Origin of the sequence: Vibrio sp. SNU_ST1 (assembly GCF_030563405.1) — a bacterium.
Classification (GTDB): Bacteria; Pseudomonadota; Gammaproteobacteria; order Enterobacterales; family Vibrionaceae; genus Vibrio.
On the sequence record NZ_CP130748.1, the window covers coordinates 2205182 to 2221725 of the forward strand.

Annotated in this window: 16 protein-coding genes and 1 pseudogene; 4 read left to right on the forward strand and 13 right to left on the reverse strand. The window is 43.3% G+C overall.

Annotated features, from left to right (window positions below):
- Positions 1 to 84: 84 nt before the first annotated feature.
- The 3 genes from Q5H80_RS09555 to Q5H80_RS09565 all read right to left on the reverse strand — a co-directional run bounded on the left by Q5H80_RS09555 (position 85) and on the right by Q5H80_RS09565 (position 2310).
- Entirely contained in the window at positions 85 to 537 is a 453-nt protein-coding gene (locus Q5H80_RS09555; RefSeq protein WP_304564584.1) for a septal ring lytic transglycosylase RlpA family protein, read from the reverse strand.
- A gap of 370 nt (positions 538 to 907) precedes the next feature.
- Positions 908 to 1399 carry a VOC family protein gene (locus Q5H80_RS09560; protein ID WP_029222246.1) on the reverse strand — a complete coding sequence of 164 codons (492 nt, stop codon included), beginning with the start codon at positions 1397 to 1399 and terminating at the stop codon, positions 908 to 910.
- 311 nt (positions 1400 to 1710) lie between these two features.
- A complete protein-coding gene (locus Q5H80_RS09565; protein WP_304564585.1) occupies positions 1711 to 2310 on the reverse strand; it encodes a LysE family translocator in 600 nt (199 codons plus the stop codon).
- 122 nt (positions 2311 to 2432) lie between these two features.
- Between Q5H80_RS09565 and Q5H80_RS09570 the strand changes: the two genes are divergently transcribed.
- Entirely contained in the window at positions 2433 to 2918 is a 486-nt protein-coding gene (locus Q5H80_RS09570; protein WP_304564586.1) for an Lrp/AsnC family transcriptional regulator, read from the forward strand.
- Between the two features lie 124 nt (positions 2919 to 3042).
- Here the strand turns inward: Q5H80_RS09570 and Q5H80_RS09575 are convergent, their stop codons facing one another.
- From Q5H80_RS09575 to Q5H80_RS09600, 6 genes and pseudogenes are all read right to left on the reverse strand, one after another.
- A complete protein-coding gene (locus Q5H80_RS09575) occupies positions 3043 to 3465 on the reverse strand; it encodes a globin (RefSeq protein WP_304569403.1) in 423 nt (140 codons plus the stop codon).
- 62 nt (positions 3466 to 3527) lie between these two features.
- Positions 3528 to 3638, reverse strand: a pseudogene (locus Q5H80_RS09580) (VOC family protein); the annotation flags it as partial.
- Positions 3639 to 3729: 91 nt separating this feature from the next.
- Complete coding sequence (gene soxR / locus Q5H80_RS09585; RefSeq protein ID WP_009847217.1) at positions 3730 to 4170, reverse strand: redox-sensitive transcriptional activator SoxR; 441 nt, start codon at positions 4168 to 4170, stop codon at positions 3730 to 3732.
- Positions 4171 to 4334: 164 nt separating this feature from the next.
- Positions 4335 to 4856, reverse strand: coding sequence for an NADPH-dependent FMN reductase (locus Q5H80_RS09590; RefSeq protein ID WP_304564587.1), 522 nt, complete (start codon positions 4854 to 4856; stop codon positions 4335 to 4337).
- A gap of 248 nt (positions 4857 to 5104) precedes the next feature.
- The gene (locus tag Q5H80_RS09595) at positions 5105 to 6667 is read right to left on the reverse strand and encodes a glutamate synthase-related protein (protein ID WP_304564588.1); all 1563 of its coding nucleotides are present in this window, start codon (positions 6665 to 6667) and stop codon (positions 5105 to 5107) included.
- A 226-nt stretch (positions 6668 to 6893) separates the two neighbouring features.
- Positions 6894 to 7451 (reverse strand): DUF1439 domain-containing protein, encoded by a 558-nt coding sequence (locus tag Q5H80_RS09600; RefSeq protein ID WP_304569404.1) that lies wholly within the window; start codon positions 7449 to 7451, stop codon positions 6894 to 6896.
- A 286-nt stretch (positions 7452 to 7737) separates the two neighbouring features.
- On the opposite strand from Q5H80_RS09600, the gene Q5H80_RS09605 reads away from it, so the two are divergent.
- Positions 7738 to 9081, forward strand: coding sequence for a sigma-54-dependent Fis family transcriptional regulator (locus tag Q5H80_RS09605; protein ID WP_304564589.1), 1344 nt, complete (start codon positions 7738 to 7740; stop codon positions 9079 to 9081).
- Between the two features lie 77 nt (positions 9082 to 9158).
- On the opposite strand, the gene Q5H80_RS09610 is transcribed toward Q5H80_RS09605, so the two are convergent.
- Positions 9159 to 10949, reverse strand: coding sequence for a hypothetical protein (locus Q5H80_RS09610; RefSeq protein WP_304564590.1), 1791 nt, complete (start codon positions 10947 to 10949; stop codon positions 9159 to 9161).
- A 401-nt stretch (positions 10950 to 11350) separates the two neighbouring features.
- Here Q5H80_RS09610 and Q5H80_RS09615 point away from each other — a divergent pair, with 401 nt between their 5' ends.
- Entirely contained in the window at positions 11351 to 11737 is a 387-nt protein-coding gene (locus tag Q5H80_RS09615) for a thiol-disulfide oxidoreductase DCC family protein (RefSeq protein WP_304564591.1), read from the forward strand.
- A 428-nt stretch (positions 11738 to 12165) separates the two neighbouring features.
- On the opposite strand, the gene Q5H80_RS09620 is transcribed toward Q5H80_RS09615, so the two are convergent.
- From Q5H80_RS09620 to Q5H80_RS09630, 3 genes are all read right to left on the reverse strand, one after another.
- Positions 12166 to 12519, reverse strand: a complete 354-nt coding sequence (locus Q5H80_RS09620) for a hypothetical protein (RefSeq protein ID WP_304564592.1) — start codon at positions 12517 to 12519, stop codon at positions 12166 to 12168.
- Positions 12520 to 12634: 115 nt separating this feature from the next.
- Complete coding sequence (locus tag Q5H80_RS09625; RefSeq protein WP_304564593.1) at positions 12635 to 14071, reverse strand: lipopolysaccharide biosynthesis protein; 1437 nt, start codon at positions 14069 to 14071, stop codon at positions 12635 to 12637.
- 16 nt (positions 14072 to 14087) lie between these two features.
- The gene (locus Q5H80_RS09630; protein WP_304564594.1) at positions 14088 to 15014 is read right to left on the reverse strand and encodes a glycosyltransferase; all 927 of its coding nucleotides are present in this window, start codon (positions 15012 to 15014) and stop codon (positions 14088 to 14090) included.
- Between the two features lie 314 nt (positions 15015 to 15328).
- Here Q5H80_RS09630 and Q5H80_RS09635 point away from each other — a divergent pair, with 314 nt between their 5' ends.
- The gene (locus Q5H80_RS09635) at positions 15329 to 16474 is read left to right on the forward strand and encodes a glycosyltransferase family 4 protein (protein WP_304564595.1); all 1146 of its coding nucleotides are present in this window, start codon (positions 15329 to 15331) and stop codon (positions 16472 to 16474) included.
- Positions 16475 to 16544: the final 70 nt, after the last annotated feature.

Here is a 16544-nt window from a genome sequence, read left to right on the forward strand (position 1 = left end):
CTTTTGATTACTAACCAGTTCCAGCCTAGCTCTTAGTACCGTTTATAGTTGTGGTTGACAATTCAAAAGAGTATTTGAAGGTGGTTAGTGCTTGTACCTAAAAGTATTGCTGTCATCAACAATCTCAATTTCGACAGGCACAGTGCCTTTCTTAACGTTACCTATTTGTGCAAATGCCTTGTGAGAAAGGTCGATAACTCGGCCTTTTACATAAGGACCTCGATCGTTAATCTTCACATCGACCGACTTGCTATTGCCTGTATTAGTCACTCTCACGATCGTCCCAAAGGGCAAGGTTTTATGAGCCGCTGTGTAGGCATTCATGTTGTATGTCTCACCACTTGCTGTGAGTTTTCCATGGAACTTATCGCCATACCAAGAAGCTTTACCCACTAGAGCATGTGACTTGGCATAGCCCTTTGTTTTAGAACTGCCGACAGCCGACGTTGAGGTGCATCCGGCTAATATCATAAGAATAAGAGCGGTAAAGATGATATGTCGTTTCTTCATGTGATTTGGGAACACTAATCTCTGCATGTTTCTCTATTTTCGTTGTTGTTGGTTAGTAATATTGTGCTGAGTATAGTCACAGCTCTATCAAGGCTACCATTCGGTATGAGCCCGCAATATTTCCATAAACTACGCTTTCTTCCGTCATGCTCATGAAAGGTTTTATCCTTAAAACGTAAACTTTAACAACGTCTTAAATATTTTTGTTTATTAGTCATTCAACACAAACAAACCGCGGTTCAAAGAACACCCGAAGACAGATTGATTTATGCCCTACTCTAATATTAAGTGCCCCTTCTCCTCTCCCATCAAAGAAACGCAAAAAAGGATTGGTATCTCTACCAATCCTTTTTAGGGGGAGTTTCGGTTTCTACCTTACGACAGGTAGGTAGCGCGATTACTCGTAATCAGTCGCGTACGTGTCTTCGTATGTGTGCGAGTAGAATTCAAATAGGTTGCCAAACGGGTCTTCTAAGTAAACCATTTGTGCTTGTTTTAGTTCGTCTTCTGGGTGGTAACGCATGATGTCCATACGAACCTTGCCGCCATACTCTTCAACGCGCTTAATAGCTGAATGAAACTGCTCTTTTGGAAGCTGCAGACAGAAGTGGAAGATGCCTAGACGAGAGAAATCAACTTCGTGACGCTCTTGGCGTTCTTTCATTTCGAACAACTCAACACCGATGCCATCAGATGTTACTAGGTGTGCAATGTTGAAGCCTTTGAAGCCTTCGCCAAATACTGCGATACACATACGGCCGATTGCTGATTCGCGCTCTTCCATAACCTTAGTGTTGTTCATTACGATTCTTAGCCCCAGAGCCTTAGTGTAAAACTCGACTGCTTTGTCCATGTCACCAACCATGATGCCTACGTGATTCATTTTCATAACTTGCTCCAAATTCGTTTTTAATTCTGTGCTTTCCGAAGATTAGCTTCGGTGTTTCGTTTCGATAAAGAGAGTATAGATAGACAGGTTAATCAAATGAAATTATCATAAATTATATTAATGATAATTTTTTGTTATTTATCAATTTGAAGATGAAAGATACCGAAGATATGTGTTGTTGATTAGGTTATTAGTTGAATCGATTTGTAAGAAGTACGAAATGAAACTGAGAGAGTCGTCATTCACCAGGGAAACTCGAGCCACCAGCCGGTGACTCGAACTCTAGTGCAGCAATCTTGTAAAGCTGTGGCCTATACCGGTTGATAAAGCATAAAGGCAACCACAAGTGCGAGACTGCCGCCTAAGCAACGGTTCACAAACATCATCTGCTTTGGCGATTGCAGTAACTTTTTAAGCATGGTTCCACAGTACGCCCACACCAACATGCAAGGCACTCCGGTAATAACCATACCCGCGATAATAGTCACTACTTGGATCAAGTAATCTGCATTCGGGGTGATGAACTGCGAAAACACGGTTAATGAAGCAATCCAACCTTTAGGGTTTAACACCTGCACCAAAACGCCTGACATAAAGCCCGAGCGATTATCAGTCGTGCTTTCTTCGATTTGCATGTTCGCAATCGACCACGCCATAAACAGCAAGTAAGCCGCACCCGCGTATTTCAAAATGTTATAAAGATCTGGGTAAAGGGTAAATAGACTCACCAATCCGACACTGGCCCCCGCCAGTACGATTATGATGCCAACAGCATTCCCAGAGATAAAAGGTAAAGTCGCTGCAAACCCATAACGACTTGAAATCCCAAGTAATGCGATATTGCCTGCTCCAGGTGTAATTGCAATTGAAGTTGAAAATAGCAAGAACGCCAGCATTAATTGAGAGCTCATTTCCTCTCACTCCTAATAAGTAAAGTATTTATACGGAGAGAGTTTACAGATTCGACTAGGAATTAAATTGCTATATAGGCTAATATTAATGCAAATTTGAGCAATATTTTCCCGAAAAAATCATGAAACAGAAAGAATCCACCAAAGAAGTGTTAGATGACACTGATATCGCTATCTTAGAACATATCCAACTAGACGGACGCATGAGCAACAGTAAGCTCGCAGAAAAGGTTAACCTCAGTGAAACTCCATGCTGGCGACGTTGGAAGCGTATGGAAGAGACCGGCTATATTGATGGTTACGCCGCAAAGTTAAACCGCAAAAAGCTTGGTTTTCATGTGGCTGGTTTTACTCTTGTGACCTTGGGTAACCATGAAGTAGAAAACACAGAACCGTTTGAAGAGTTTGTCGAAGTCACCGATTGGATTCCTATGTGTCACTGTATTGCAGGCGGCGCTGATTATATGATTCAAGTGCTAGCGAAAGATTTGGAAGAGTACTTTGAGCGTATTAGCTCGATCAGGCGAGTGAAAGGTGTAAGTGCGATTCAGTCCAATATCTCGGTTAAAGAGTTGAAAAACAGCTATCAACTACCACTTGGTGATTAACTCAGATACTTACATGCATCCAAAGATAATGATCGATGACTAAAAAGCACCATTGACTCGCCACGTGTATGGCAACTTAAAGTAGATCTACGTAAACGGAAGTAAGCCTCATAGAACACGAGGCTTATTTCGTTACACATTTTGATTCCGCGACACACTCTTTCTTCATAATAGTTAAGCCAGCTTCGAGCGTTTCTGTCCAAGCTTGTTCAACTTGCTCGTTATAATGCGGGTCGTATTTTTTAACGGTATTGAGCAACGAATTGAACCAGTCGTTAAGTTCTTGTTCAGAGATGTCCATCCCTAAATCTTTGTGCCGCTTACCCAGTTTTTTCACCGAGTTTCGCACACTGGATAGGCCAGAAGAGTTATGGATGAGGATGATTGAAGCTTTAAGCATCTTGGTTTGTTGCTCTAGCCCTATGTTTTCAAATCGCTCAGAAAACCTAGGGTTGTGTTCGCAGAAGTCCGCCAAAAACGTTTCTAGAAATTCTTCATCTATCCTGCAACGCTCAAAGCTTTCATAAAACCGTTCATTAGGTGTCATTTTGTTGGTTCTTCGCATTCGCCAGCGATCCTTAACAGTCCATGTTACCTAAGTATACGCCACTATGGCATAAAGTGAGTTGCACAGATCTTGTTTCCGTCAGGATCTCGCAAATAGGCCATGTAAAGACGACGTTCGTCAGAGCCTCTCGCTCCGGGGCCGTTTTCAACACTGGCACGATGCCATTCATACCGGTTGCAACCCATTGAGTAAACAATTGAAACTTAGTTCGTTGCCCCATGCCTTTCGGGCACTCAGTTAATGCTAGTCAACAATGCGTTGTGCACCCTGTCCTTGGTCATGCAGGATATCTTCAGGGTTCAACAGTTGGCACTTCTGCATACTCAGACAACCACAACCGATACAACCTGTTAGGTTCTCTTGGAGCGATTTAATCTGCGCCATCTTACTGTCGAGTTGCCCCTGCCATTTCTTCGCAACGCGTTCCCAATCTCTCTTAGTCGCGGTATGGTTCATCGGCAGTGTGGATAACTCTTCGGTGATCTCTTCCAGCGTGAAGCCTATCGACTGCGCCACTTGTATCAACGCAATTCGACGCAACATCGCTGACTGATAACGACGCTGATTGCCGTTAGTACGAATCGAAGCAATCAACCCCTTAGTTTCGTAAAAGCGTAACGCTGAAGGGGCAACACCACTGCGCTCTGCCAACTGGCCTATGGTGAGGTATACAATGTTTCTCATTACGACACTATCCTTGAGATCATAAATATTTAAAGTTTACTTTAACTTTATAATAACGACCAATTCTCATCTTAACTAATTAATGCCCTTAAACTTTGACAACAGGCTCAACGAAAATCAGCTGCGAATATGGCTGCTTTGTCTAATTTAAGGTCATTCGATTTCTAGATCTGAGTCATGATGGATTTCAAGTTCTCTGCCATTTTAGGATTCGTGATTTCTCCTGTTTCTACATTAAAATTATCGTAGAAACTCGGCACCGACATCGAACCCTTCACATCAGCATCAAAGTAAGGTGCAGAATTTAACGCAGACGACAACACAGAGCTTGCGCCGCCTGGGCCTGGTGATGTGGAGAGCATAACAACTGGTTTGCCTTGATATACTTTCATATCAATACGCGATGCCCAATCAAATACGTTTTTAAAGGCGGCTGTGTATGAGCCGTTGTATTCAGCAAAGGAGATCACGACCGCGTCTGCTTCGCCAATCTTGCTAAAAAAGCGCTGCGCATGTTGATGAACGCCAGACTCTTTTTCTCTGCCTTCACTGTAAATGGGCATCTCGAAATCATTAAGATCGAGCACCTCTACGTGTGCGCCCTCAACTAAGCTTGCGGTGTACGCTGCCAATTGTTGGTTAATCGATGCTTTGCTGTTGGTCGCGCCAATCGCTAATACTTTCATTATTTATCCTCGAATTCGGTTAGAAACATTTCTTTAAAAATGACAAGGTGATGCTTGATACTTTTGGATTGGAGAAGATGATAAAACCTCAAGTTAACTTGAGGTAAAGTGATATTTTCAAGAAATAGGAAATAATTTAAAAACGGCAATAAAGCAGTGCATTACAGCAGATGGAATATGGATTTGTATTGCATGGCAAAAATAAGCACACCCAAAAATTCAGTGGGTGTGCTTTAGTGAGGTGTTAATTACTTAGATTGATTTAAAGGACTGACACCAGAATAAACAACGCCCGATAACTCGGCCATTTCGCGATTCCATGTTGCCAAATCGTGAGGATTAAACTGATTCAAGTGATCATGCCCACACGCTCTCGCCATCACTTGCATTAATTCTGTCGACGCCTCGAAGAAGTTTTTAAGCTGATTCGATGCCTTCTCGACATTTAAACGCTGGCGTAAGTCGGCCTTTTGAGTCGCAATACCCGCCGGGCAATTATTGGTGTTACACATTCTCGCCGCCACACACCCTATCGACTGCATGGCACTGTTCGAGATAGCGACACCATCTGCGCCAAGCGCCATCGCTTTCACAAAGTCCATCGGAACACGAAGTCCGCCAGTAATGATTAAGGTGACTCTGTCACTTACACCTTGCTTGTCTAAATAAGCTCTGGCACGAGCAAGCGCTGGAATGGTGGGAACACTGATATGGTCTCGGAACATTTCAGGCGCAGCGCCTGTACCACCTCCGCGACCGTCTAAAATGATGTAATCGGCACTGGCATCCAATGCGAACTGAATATCCTCTTCAATATGATTGGCACTTAACTTGAAGCCAATTGGGATTCCGCCTGTCACTTCTCGAACTCGGTCGGCGAACTTTTTGAAATCCTCGACCGTTTTTAGATCAACAAAGGTAGGTGGAGAAATCGCAGCAGTGCCCGCTTCAATGCCACGCACCTCAGCGATTTTTCCGATATTCTTCGCCCCCGGTAGATGACCGCCCGTTCCGGTTTTAGCCCCCTGTCCACCTTTAAAGTGGAAGGCTTGGACATTTTTTAGCTTAGATTCATCGTAACCAAACTGAGCACTGGCCAGTTCATAAAAGTAACGAGAGTTCGCAGCTTTCTCTTCGGGCAACATACCGCCCTCTCCAGAGCAGATCCCTGTCCCTGCGAGTTCGGCACCTGTCGCCAACGAGACTTTCGCTTCTTCAGACAAAGAGCCAAAACTCATATCAGACACAAACAAGGAGATGTTCAATTTGAGCGGCTTTTTCGCCTTCGGCCCAATAACAAGTTCAGTACCGACGGGCACATTTTCCAACAAAGGCTTAGTCGCCATTTGTGCAACCATCACTTGAATATCATCCCAGTGAGGCAGTAGATATCTTGGTACACCCATTGAGGTCATTGGCCCATGATGCCCAACCTTAGATAAGCCATCTCGTGCTAATTGATGAATGAACTCAACCGTGGGTTCTTCTTTGGTTGCAGAAGCCGCTGGCGAGAGATCTGGCGTTGCCGCTTGGATATGAACATCGGGGCCTTCTTTGCCCACTTGCTCAGCCGTAAACTGTTTATGGGTACCATCACAAAAAGGAAGATTGTTCGAATACTTACAGCGACACAGATAGGCGTCGCCGTTTTCCTCGGCCACGAAACTCTTTGGCTTAAAGCCCGTTCCGGCATGAGAACCATCACAAAACGGTTGGTTTTTCGATTTCCCACAGGTACAGAAGTAATACTCCTCCCCTTCGGTTAGCTCCACTTTGATTGGCTTGGTATCCGCTATCACTGGACTCTTCATAGTTCGTTCACCTTTTCTTTCTTATGATTTGATGACTGAAGCGATGACTTGCTCACAAGAGTAGAGTAAAGGTGAGATGCGCAGCGAATTCAATAAATAGGCCTGAGAAAACAAGCTTAATAGACAGCAAAAAAACAGAAGCATTGCTTATTCAACACAAACAAAAATGGCCCCCAAACTGGCAGCCATTGTGTTTTAAATCTTAGTCTAAGCTAAACGTTAAAGGTTAATCGAATAACTCGATGACCAGCTTGTTGTCTTTAATCACAAGGTTAGGTTCCGAAGACTTAATCAATGACTCTTGAACCTTATTGCCGTCGAGTTTGTAAACTGGCGACTGAGACAACGCAAAACCAATCATAGAAACGGCAGGCTTAAGTAGTTTCGCAATCTCTGGCGAAAGCTGTTTATCTTTTTCGTCAAAGCGCTCTAAACGCAGTGATTTCAAATAAATCTCGCCACTCTCTTTGTCGTATTCCGGAATCGCACTAAACTCGATATCAAGATCCAATCCCATATTCGGCATATTGAACACCTGAACTTTTGCATTGGTGTTCGCTAAAACAGACACGCGCCCGGTATCAGCTCGGCCAATTTTCACCGCTAAGTCATCAACAGCCACTTGCGCATACATAACGTTTTGTACACCCACTTCCTGCTCTAACATCACTGAATCTTGAAGGTAGTTCGTCATTTCTTGCTCAGTAACGCTGTAACTAACACAACCACCTAGAACCAGTGCAGAAGCTGCTAAAATAAACTTTTTTGCTACGTTAATTATCATCAATATCAGCTCTTTATCGTTAGTGGTTAGCGCGGCGTTTACTGTGTGATCATCAATAAACAAAACAGTAAAAACACGATATTCGTGAATACTTTTATTAATAAGCATAAATATCAGTAAGTAAAGCACCAGATTGGCTTTCCCGCTTGAGAGAATGACACTTGTCAGCCAAACGCCATCAGATTGGTGTACTCGAATTAATTGAATTTTGCTTCTAAGCTTATGGGATATTTAGGGGGCTTACTGAAGGTTTCATCATGGAGTCGAAACATGAAGAGTGAGCACAATGCCATCAAAAAGAGTATCACCTGAGCCAATAACTCGTTCTGTGATTTTGTTATGCAACACCGCATGCCTGCACCATAGTCAGTGGGCAGGAGAACTGCGTCTCCATAACTGGGAAGCTCAAGTTGCAGAAACGACCGAACAGGCCATTCACTTACTCGATACACGCAGCGAAAGCTACACACCAATTTTGATGTCTTGTCTAACATCATCCTCAATCGACAAGCAATGTGAGCAAATATCAACGCTGAAGGCTCACTATCCAAATTTAAAAGCAATCGCTATCTGCAACCAACCACCAAGCCGCAACTTATCGCTCATTAAGCAAACCTTTTGGGACTATTACCATCTACCTATTGATACAGAATGGCTTTGTCGAAACTTAGGGCATGCATATGGCATGGTAGACACCAAACAAAACAAACCTAAGCCTGTCTCGTGCCATCAATATCAATTGGTGGGGCAATCCAGAACCATTCAGCAACTTAAAAAGAAGATAGCTAAGATCGCTAACAACGATTTTCCAGTACTGATTCAAGGAGAAACTGGAACCGGAAAAAGCCTATGTGCGCGTTTAATACATGAGGCCTCAGCCCGCAGTCAAAAACCTTTCATCGCTGTAAATTGTGGCGCAATTCCCGAATCCTTGATTCACTCAGAGTTATTTGGTTTTGAAAAAGGCTCGTTCACGGGCGCAACCAAACGCTACGTAGGACATGTCGAAAGAGCGAATGGTGGCACACTATTTTTAGATGAGATCGGCGATCTTGAACTGTCACTACAAACCTACTTACTCCATTTTCTAGAAAATAACTTGATAGAGCGATTGGGCAGTAACAACCAATTACCCGTAGATTGCCGTGTAATTTTCGCCACCAACGTCAACATAGAGCAAGCCGTTGCGGCGGGTAAATTTCGAAAGGACCTCTTTCATCGGATCAATGTACTTCCATTAGACCTAGTACCACTCAATGATCACAAGGAAGACATTGAAGATTTGGTTCGATTTGAACTGAAGCACAATTACGCATCCAAAACAAAACTGCCTAGTGACACCCTTGAGCAAATGAAACAGTACCATTGGCCGGGCAATGTTAGAGAGTTATTCAACTGCATAAAAAGGGCGATTGTTCTTTCTAATTCAAGCGCCCTCTCTACTCGTCATATGGGGATTCAATTGAAAGACGCGTCGCCCGACGCAGAAAATGATACTCGACTTTCTTCAAAAAATGTTCGTCGAGTGATTCAGCAACACCACTATAATATTTCCCAATCTGCCAAAGCGTTGTCTATTTCTCGGACAACCTTATACAAGCTGATCAAAAAACATCAGATAGTAATTTAAGTATCCTAGTTAATTAAAAAGCAGCCTAACGAACTAGGCTGCTTTTGAGTTTAGTTGTACTCAATTAATGAAAGTGCTTATGGCTCAGGTACAGTAAATGGACAAACATCACAGGTTGCAATGTTCGATGTTTCCATAAATGCCTCTTGCAAGAACAACGAGTCAAACGTTGCTGTCACTTGATTAGATAGCATTCCGTCTACTCCAGTTGGTAACACATTTGGCGCATAGGTTTTGCTTACTTGTGTACACACTTGACCAATCGCATCACCAAAGTTCGGTATCCACTCTCCTTCACCCGTTTTACAAGCAAACAGCTCAGGGTCGGCACTTAATGCACTACACATATTGCCAGCACCACATGTGGTCACATCCTCAAGATCATCGCAAGGTAAAGCAAAGTCTAGGTAGTAACTGCTGTTGACTACTTCAGTAGGTAAGTCAGAACGGCTCAAAGAATCATCCTTAGAGTCCATCAGCGATTCAATGGCCAATGGAATATCACCGGTATTACATATTTCAACATCATAGGTTTTCTTAAGCACAACTTGACCGCTATCAACCTCTAAGAAGCTATTACATACCTTAGAAATCTCAACCATCGGGCTCAAATCTATTGGCGGACAATTGTAAGCCACGGGAGCTTGAGCATTCACGATAAGCCCATCAAGATCCACTGAACCATCTATCACGCCGACGGCACCATTATTTACAGACAAGTAATTACCCATGAATGAGAATGACTCACCGACACTCCACACTTCATCGCCATTACCCACCACTGGAAGCGCACCTAAGATTGGTGACTCCGATAAAAAGGCCACTTCGTAATCACCATTGGTGCCTAACGAACCAGGACCGGTGTTGGTGACCGTCACGGTGTAATCGATGTTAAACATGCCATCAACCGTAAAGCTGGTTGTGTTACAAGTCGCCGCTATACTGATGCTACATAAACTGAATGAACCGACAACGAAGTCAGCCAAAGATGCATCAATCGAACGTGAAGCTCGTGACTCCACTAAGAAGCTACTGAAACAAGGAATGTCGCTGATACCAAACTCATCATTCAATAGCGCTGACAAGTTTAATCGACCTTCCACAAAGCTCTCCGTCGGAATAGACGTAGTTTCACCTGTTTTAGCTAGATAGTCCCAACCTTGTACATTCGGTAGCGGTATAGCTCCGATAGAGTCATCATTTGAAATTGCACAGATCTTATCGACACCGACAGCACCACTGCCACATCTTGCTCCCACGAAATCATTCGATTTAGGGTCACCGTCTGTTTGGAAAATTCTCGTCATATTATCCGTGACATCACCATTATTTAAATCCCACTGCAACACTTCTATATACGGATTGCCGCCACTCGCTTGTGGGAATGAAATCAGCACGAGGATGTCTCCATTGATATGCTGCCCAACAAAGTCGCCTTTGGTTTTCCCATCCGGCAATCCAACCTGGTCTTGTAAGAACCAGAAGCCAATGTACATATCACCATTGTTCGCATATCGGTCTGCACCAAAGTAGATCAGTAAGTCACCTTCGCTTTCAAAGGCAGCAGCATACGCATTGGTAAAGTCATCTTTTGGTTGTGGTGACGCAGTACGGAAAGCCCAATCCGTAATATCGGAATCATCTTTTGATCCACCCTTCCAAAAGATTTGGTCGATACCGTTACGGTCTTTTTGGAAAAATTCCGCAATCCCGACCATGCTGTTGGGATCATTGACGTCGTCCCAATCAATACCACTATTATCACTGGTCGCATTACCATCAAGTTCCATCACATCAATAGTAGCCCACGCCAACTGAGGGCTACTAAACAACAAAAGTACACTAAGTAAATAATTTATAACCTTCATGTTCTCTCTCCATTTATCCATACTTATGCTCTTGGGGTTTTCTGCCATGCCCAAACTGGAGAAATCCTTTAGCAATTCGTAAGTTCGATAGAGCATATTCCAAGCCAAGTTCAACTAATTGATTTGGTTGATTTTTGTATATTGAAGGCTCAGCTTTATTGGACGCTTTGTTATCATTTTGTCCATAAACCAGAGATTTGACCAAATGATCAAGGGCTTAGAAGGGTGAACAAAGTGTCTAAGTCAGATACCTTTAGAGCTTTGATACGGCGCGAGTGATCTTTAAAAGGTGCAATAATGTAGCCAATACTAGATTATTGAATAACAAGCGATTGAATTGGCTTGTAACGGCTTAATGGGTAACAGAAGGTTCAGGTAGTGAGATGATAGGCGAACAGACGATGACACAACTTACGATATTTTATGATGGAACATGTCCATTGTGTGCGAAAGAGATGGCTGCGCTTGCCAAGCATGATACCAAGAATAAGATCCAAACCATCGATATCTACAGTGAGGCGTTTTCAAACTACCCGCAAATAGATGCAGAGGCAGCCAATACGATTTTGCATGCACTGGATGAGAACGGAAAACTGCTACTCGGTTTAGACGTGACATACCAAGCGTGGAACTTAGTAGGGAAAGGTTGGCTGTATGCTCCTTTGCGTTGGGCTATATTCAAGCCAATCGCAGACTGGTGCTACCTAAGGTTTGCCAATAATAGATATAAGATCTCATTCTGGCTAACCGGAAAATCACGTTGCAACGGAAACAACTGCACAAAATAGTACTTGATTAAGATATACCACTTGCGACTTTGTAATAAACGATGCCGAACAGTGCAGCGAATACCAATACTGTAACGGCTACTTTCAACCAAATAAACTTCATGCTTTGTCCTTTTCAATCGAGTTACTGATTCAGGCGACAAGTTATCACAACAAAACACGAGGTTGTGTAATGATTGACAGAACTTTGTACTGAACCTTGATTCCCAGAGAGAACCTTTATGTCGGCAAAAAAGCGAGAAACCTTCCTACCCATCGAATTTCACGATTCAGTAAGTTTGCGTCTTTGGCGACCAGAGCTGCAGGCAACGTGATAACGGAAGGCACTAAGCAGATTGCACAAGGCAACTTCGTAAATACTTAATCAATAAACGAATGCAGAAAACTCTGTATTTAACCGCTTCACATGCCGCAATTTTAATTAATCATTACTCGACAACATGATGCTCATAATCGGGTTCGGACAAGTTATCGGCAACGCCAATTTCACCGACAATGTAAATGGCACTTGCTAGCGTTTCTATTGTTTTATTTGGCTCTCGGTCAGGTACCTCGCCCACTTCAGGAACGGGCTGCGATCGCGAGATTGAATTACAAACGACGCTTTCACAAACGATATTGTTTTGTTCCTGTCGAGAAACCTCAGGCGGCTTGAAATCCGGTGCATTGAAGTCGGGAGTATCAACACCCTCGGCTAAAAAATTAGAGGCGCTGTATGAGGCAGCTGAAAACAGAGAAAGGAGCAGCATCCACTTATTCATATATCTTTCCATTGTTAGCATTCACTAGATTTATAAATACTATCTAATTAGAACAATTATGAACAGTGTTTCATTGTCATTAATTCATATTCCCCTAGACGCTTATCAGAATACCAGTGCTCTGGATGCAGTCAGTTCAATTTACGTGGGAATGCTTACCTAGCATAAGTTTATCAAGTAATACCTGCGGAACAGGGAGGACAGAGTAGCGGACAAAAGCGACTAGCGTGACGATTGCAACAAAGCTTCCTAAAACAAAATCATGCACGTCAACCAGCACCCAACCAAGAAGCCTGTCACTGATAAACGCAAGTAGACCGATACTCACCGCGACCATCCATTTACGGTGTTCATAAGGTAAATATTCCATCTTTTGGCTCACGATATAAAGCAGTGACAGCCTCACGGTGTAAGTACCACAAAGCACCGCCACCACGCCCCACACTCCATAGATAGGCGTTACAACAAAATAACCGATAGCAGCTAAAGTCGCACAACCACCTTGTATCCACATTTGCGATTGGCTTGAGTCACCGCTATAACAACCAAGATTCAGGTAATCCCCTGCACTCTTAATAACACCAATAGCCAACAGAGCGACGACAATAGTACCCGCATACTGGTAACTGCTTGGTAGAATCAAAGCAATAAGTCCAGGCACAGTGAGGATCATCAAACATCCCAAAACAATCGCTAGATTTACGCCGACGAGCGCTCTGTCCGCACATACTTTACTACCGCCAGGCTGTTGCAGCATGGCAACACGGTTTGGAAACCACCAAAGCGCATAAGGTTGAATCAGTAAACCCAGTAACAACGCAAATTTGCCACTGACCGCATAAATCGCTAGCTCCTCTACGCCAACGAAGCTTGCCATTACCCAGCGATCTAACCCTGTAATCATATATATCGAAGCTCCACCAACTAAAGTGGGCAATCCAAATTTGAGGATCTTAGCGGAGTACTTGAGGCTGCCAAATGAGCCCATCTCCTGCCATTGATAACGCAGCAAACACAGCATCAGCAACACACTTGAAACAGCAGAAGATATTAGTACACCATCGATGCCATAACCCGCTTCCAGCAGCACAAACGTCATTGCAGCTTGCACAATCGCCTTCAATACATTGAGCATGCAAAAACGTTTAGCCATCGCATTCATTCGCATCAATGTTAACGGGATAGAAATCGCACCATCGAGCATGGTCGGTATCAACAGAAGTAGGATTTGATAGGGTTGGAACTCTACGGGCAGCATCAATAACAGTAGCGGCATGCTAAGTGCAATTAAGCTCCCCCCTAACACACATACTAAGACACTCAATGTGAAACAGTTTGAGACCAGCTTCCTCTTTTCTTCGCCCTCAGCAACGCCGACATATCGGTACATTGCCTCAACGATACCGAAACTAAATAGAATTGTACCGATATCGGCCAACAAGACGATGGCTTCTAAAGAACCGTATTCTGCCAGCGTCATTTTGTGGGTGATATAGGGGATCATCACGAGAGAGATCCCTTTCATCATCACAATGCCGATGGCGTAATAGGCGGACTGTTTTAGTGAACCCATAGGAGACACCTATTCTTTACAATGCAGGCATTAGGAAACTCTTACAGTCCCCGAGAAGATGCCGTAGCGTTCGTTTTTGCGGAGCCAAAATCAACGAGCGGATACTGTATGAGATGGCCTGTCGGTTTTTTTGTAAGCCTCGATAATAGTCAGCATAACCTTCCAGGATTCTCGCCTTTGCGATGTTGAAACTCGAAGTAGGTAGATTCCATCGTTGACGGTCATTTTGGTAACGTTGAAGAATGGTCTCTATAGATTGCAAATTCCTCAGCTTGAGACTTTCCGTTTGGGTAACGGAACTCGCTCTCATCAAGTAGCCAACTTGCACCGAGTTCAACGCACCAACTTGATGCTTTTCACTCATTCGAAGCCACAACTCCCAATCTTCTGCATATTTGATATCAGGATTAAAACTGTCTGTTTGAGAAAACACATCGGCTTTCACCATTACCGTCGATGTTCCAATAACATTGTTTTCAATAATAAACTCTAAAGGGTTTTCGATATTGATGAACGGTTCATCTTGGTCTTGAAACTGTGACCAATAACTAAAGCAATCAACTATCACTTGATAGTCTTCAGTAAGGTGTTCGTAGTTCGTAAAGCTCATCGCAAGGTCTGGGTATCGTTGATGAAATTCGACCTGACGTTCGAGTTTTTCGGGAAACCAAAAATCATCAGCATCTAAAAAAGCAATGTATTCACCCGTCGCATTTTCTATCCCAAGATTTCTCGCTTGAGGTGCTCCCACCCCCAAAGTGGATATAGTAACAATGCGTTCATCGTCTATCGATGCGAGATACGTCGACGTTCCATCATTACTGTTGTCGTCAATAATAATGAGCTCAACATCTTGATGAGTCTGCTTAAGCACGCTACCAATTGCCTTCGGCAGATAATCCAAACAGTTGTAGGTTGGAATGATAATACTCACTTTAGCCATAATGACGCCCTCTGATTTCTACGTTATAAGCTAACTTTGCACGTTCTATGCCGAGAGCTCCTTGCTACTAAATTACCTTCATATCAGTCACCTACGCAGACATTCCCAAAATGACAATAAAACACCGTCAGCCATAGAGTCCGCAATTCCAATTTGATTATCAATTTGAAAAACGGTTCGCATCCAATGGGATAACCATAGGAAAGCAATCGAAAACGCCCCCCAAAGCACCATCTGATCTTGGTTCGCATCTTGCTTTATTGGTTATTACCTTGGCTTGATAGCTTTAATCTCATGGATTTGAGGAGCAAAGAATGAAGAAAGTAGCATTTGTGGCGCCAACTTACCCTGTACTCAGTGAAACCTTCATTCAAACAGAAGTCGACTCTTTGGTAGCTTGTGGACACGATGTTTGTGTGATGACGTTTGGGATAGAAGAGAGCGAAAAGTCATTTGACTACGACGTTATAGAAATTGGTAGAAATGTTCGTGTTGGTGAAATCATAAACATCAATTGGCTCGGCTTTATCAAAGCCGTAACCTTTATTTCCAAACAAACCAGCATGCCCAAAAAGTCATTATTCGCTTATGGGTACAAATTAGCGCTGCAACTCGCGGAAAACGACGTCGAACACGTTCATGCGCATTTCTGTCAGCACACCACAGCTCACGCCATCGTCGCGGCAAAACTGCTGAATATCACCTGTTCGTTCGTTGCTCACGGTCATGATGTTTACGAGTTCGCTTATGATATTGAACATAAGATTTCATCGAGTGACTTTGTCGTTGCAGTATGTAAAGACATGCTCTCTGACTTCAATAACATGGCTAAGGGAAACATTAAGCTCCTGCATTGCGGGGTGAATACCAAACAATTTCAACTAACTCCAAAAACTGAAATGAAACAACTTCGCTTTGTTTTTCTTGGTCGATTAGTTGAACAAAAAGGTATCCACCATCTTATTGAAGCATTAGCACCGATTGCCGAACCGCTCGACATTCATCTTGATATCATCGGCACTGGCAATTTAGAACAACAATTGAAATTACAAGTAAACGAGCAAGGGCTCACTCAAAACGTGACCTTTCTTGGCGCCAAACCTCATGAATGGGTCCAAGATAAGTTGCCGAACTATGACTGCCTAATCGCGCCATTTTGCTTCTCCGAAACCGGATGTGTGGATACGGGACCACTTGTTTTAAAAGAAGCGATGGCCGTTGGCACACCTGTCATTACGACCAACATCATGGGATGCAAAGAGATTGTCTCACCAGAGACAGGTTTTATGGTTAGCGAAAAAAACGTTGAGGAATTAAGAGAAGCCATTGAGCATTTTGCCCAACTTAGCAGTGACGATAAAGCGTCGATGGGATTAAAGGCTCGTCAGAGAGTGAAAGACAGTTTTAATTCATTCAAACAAGCCCAGCAGTTGTCACAATGGATTGAAAACCCAACCTAGAAATAGGCGTAAAAACAAAGAAATGAGCGAAACACCTACCGATGAATATCAAGGTCACCGATAGGTTTTC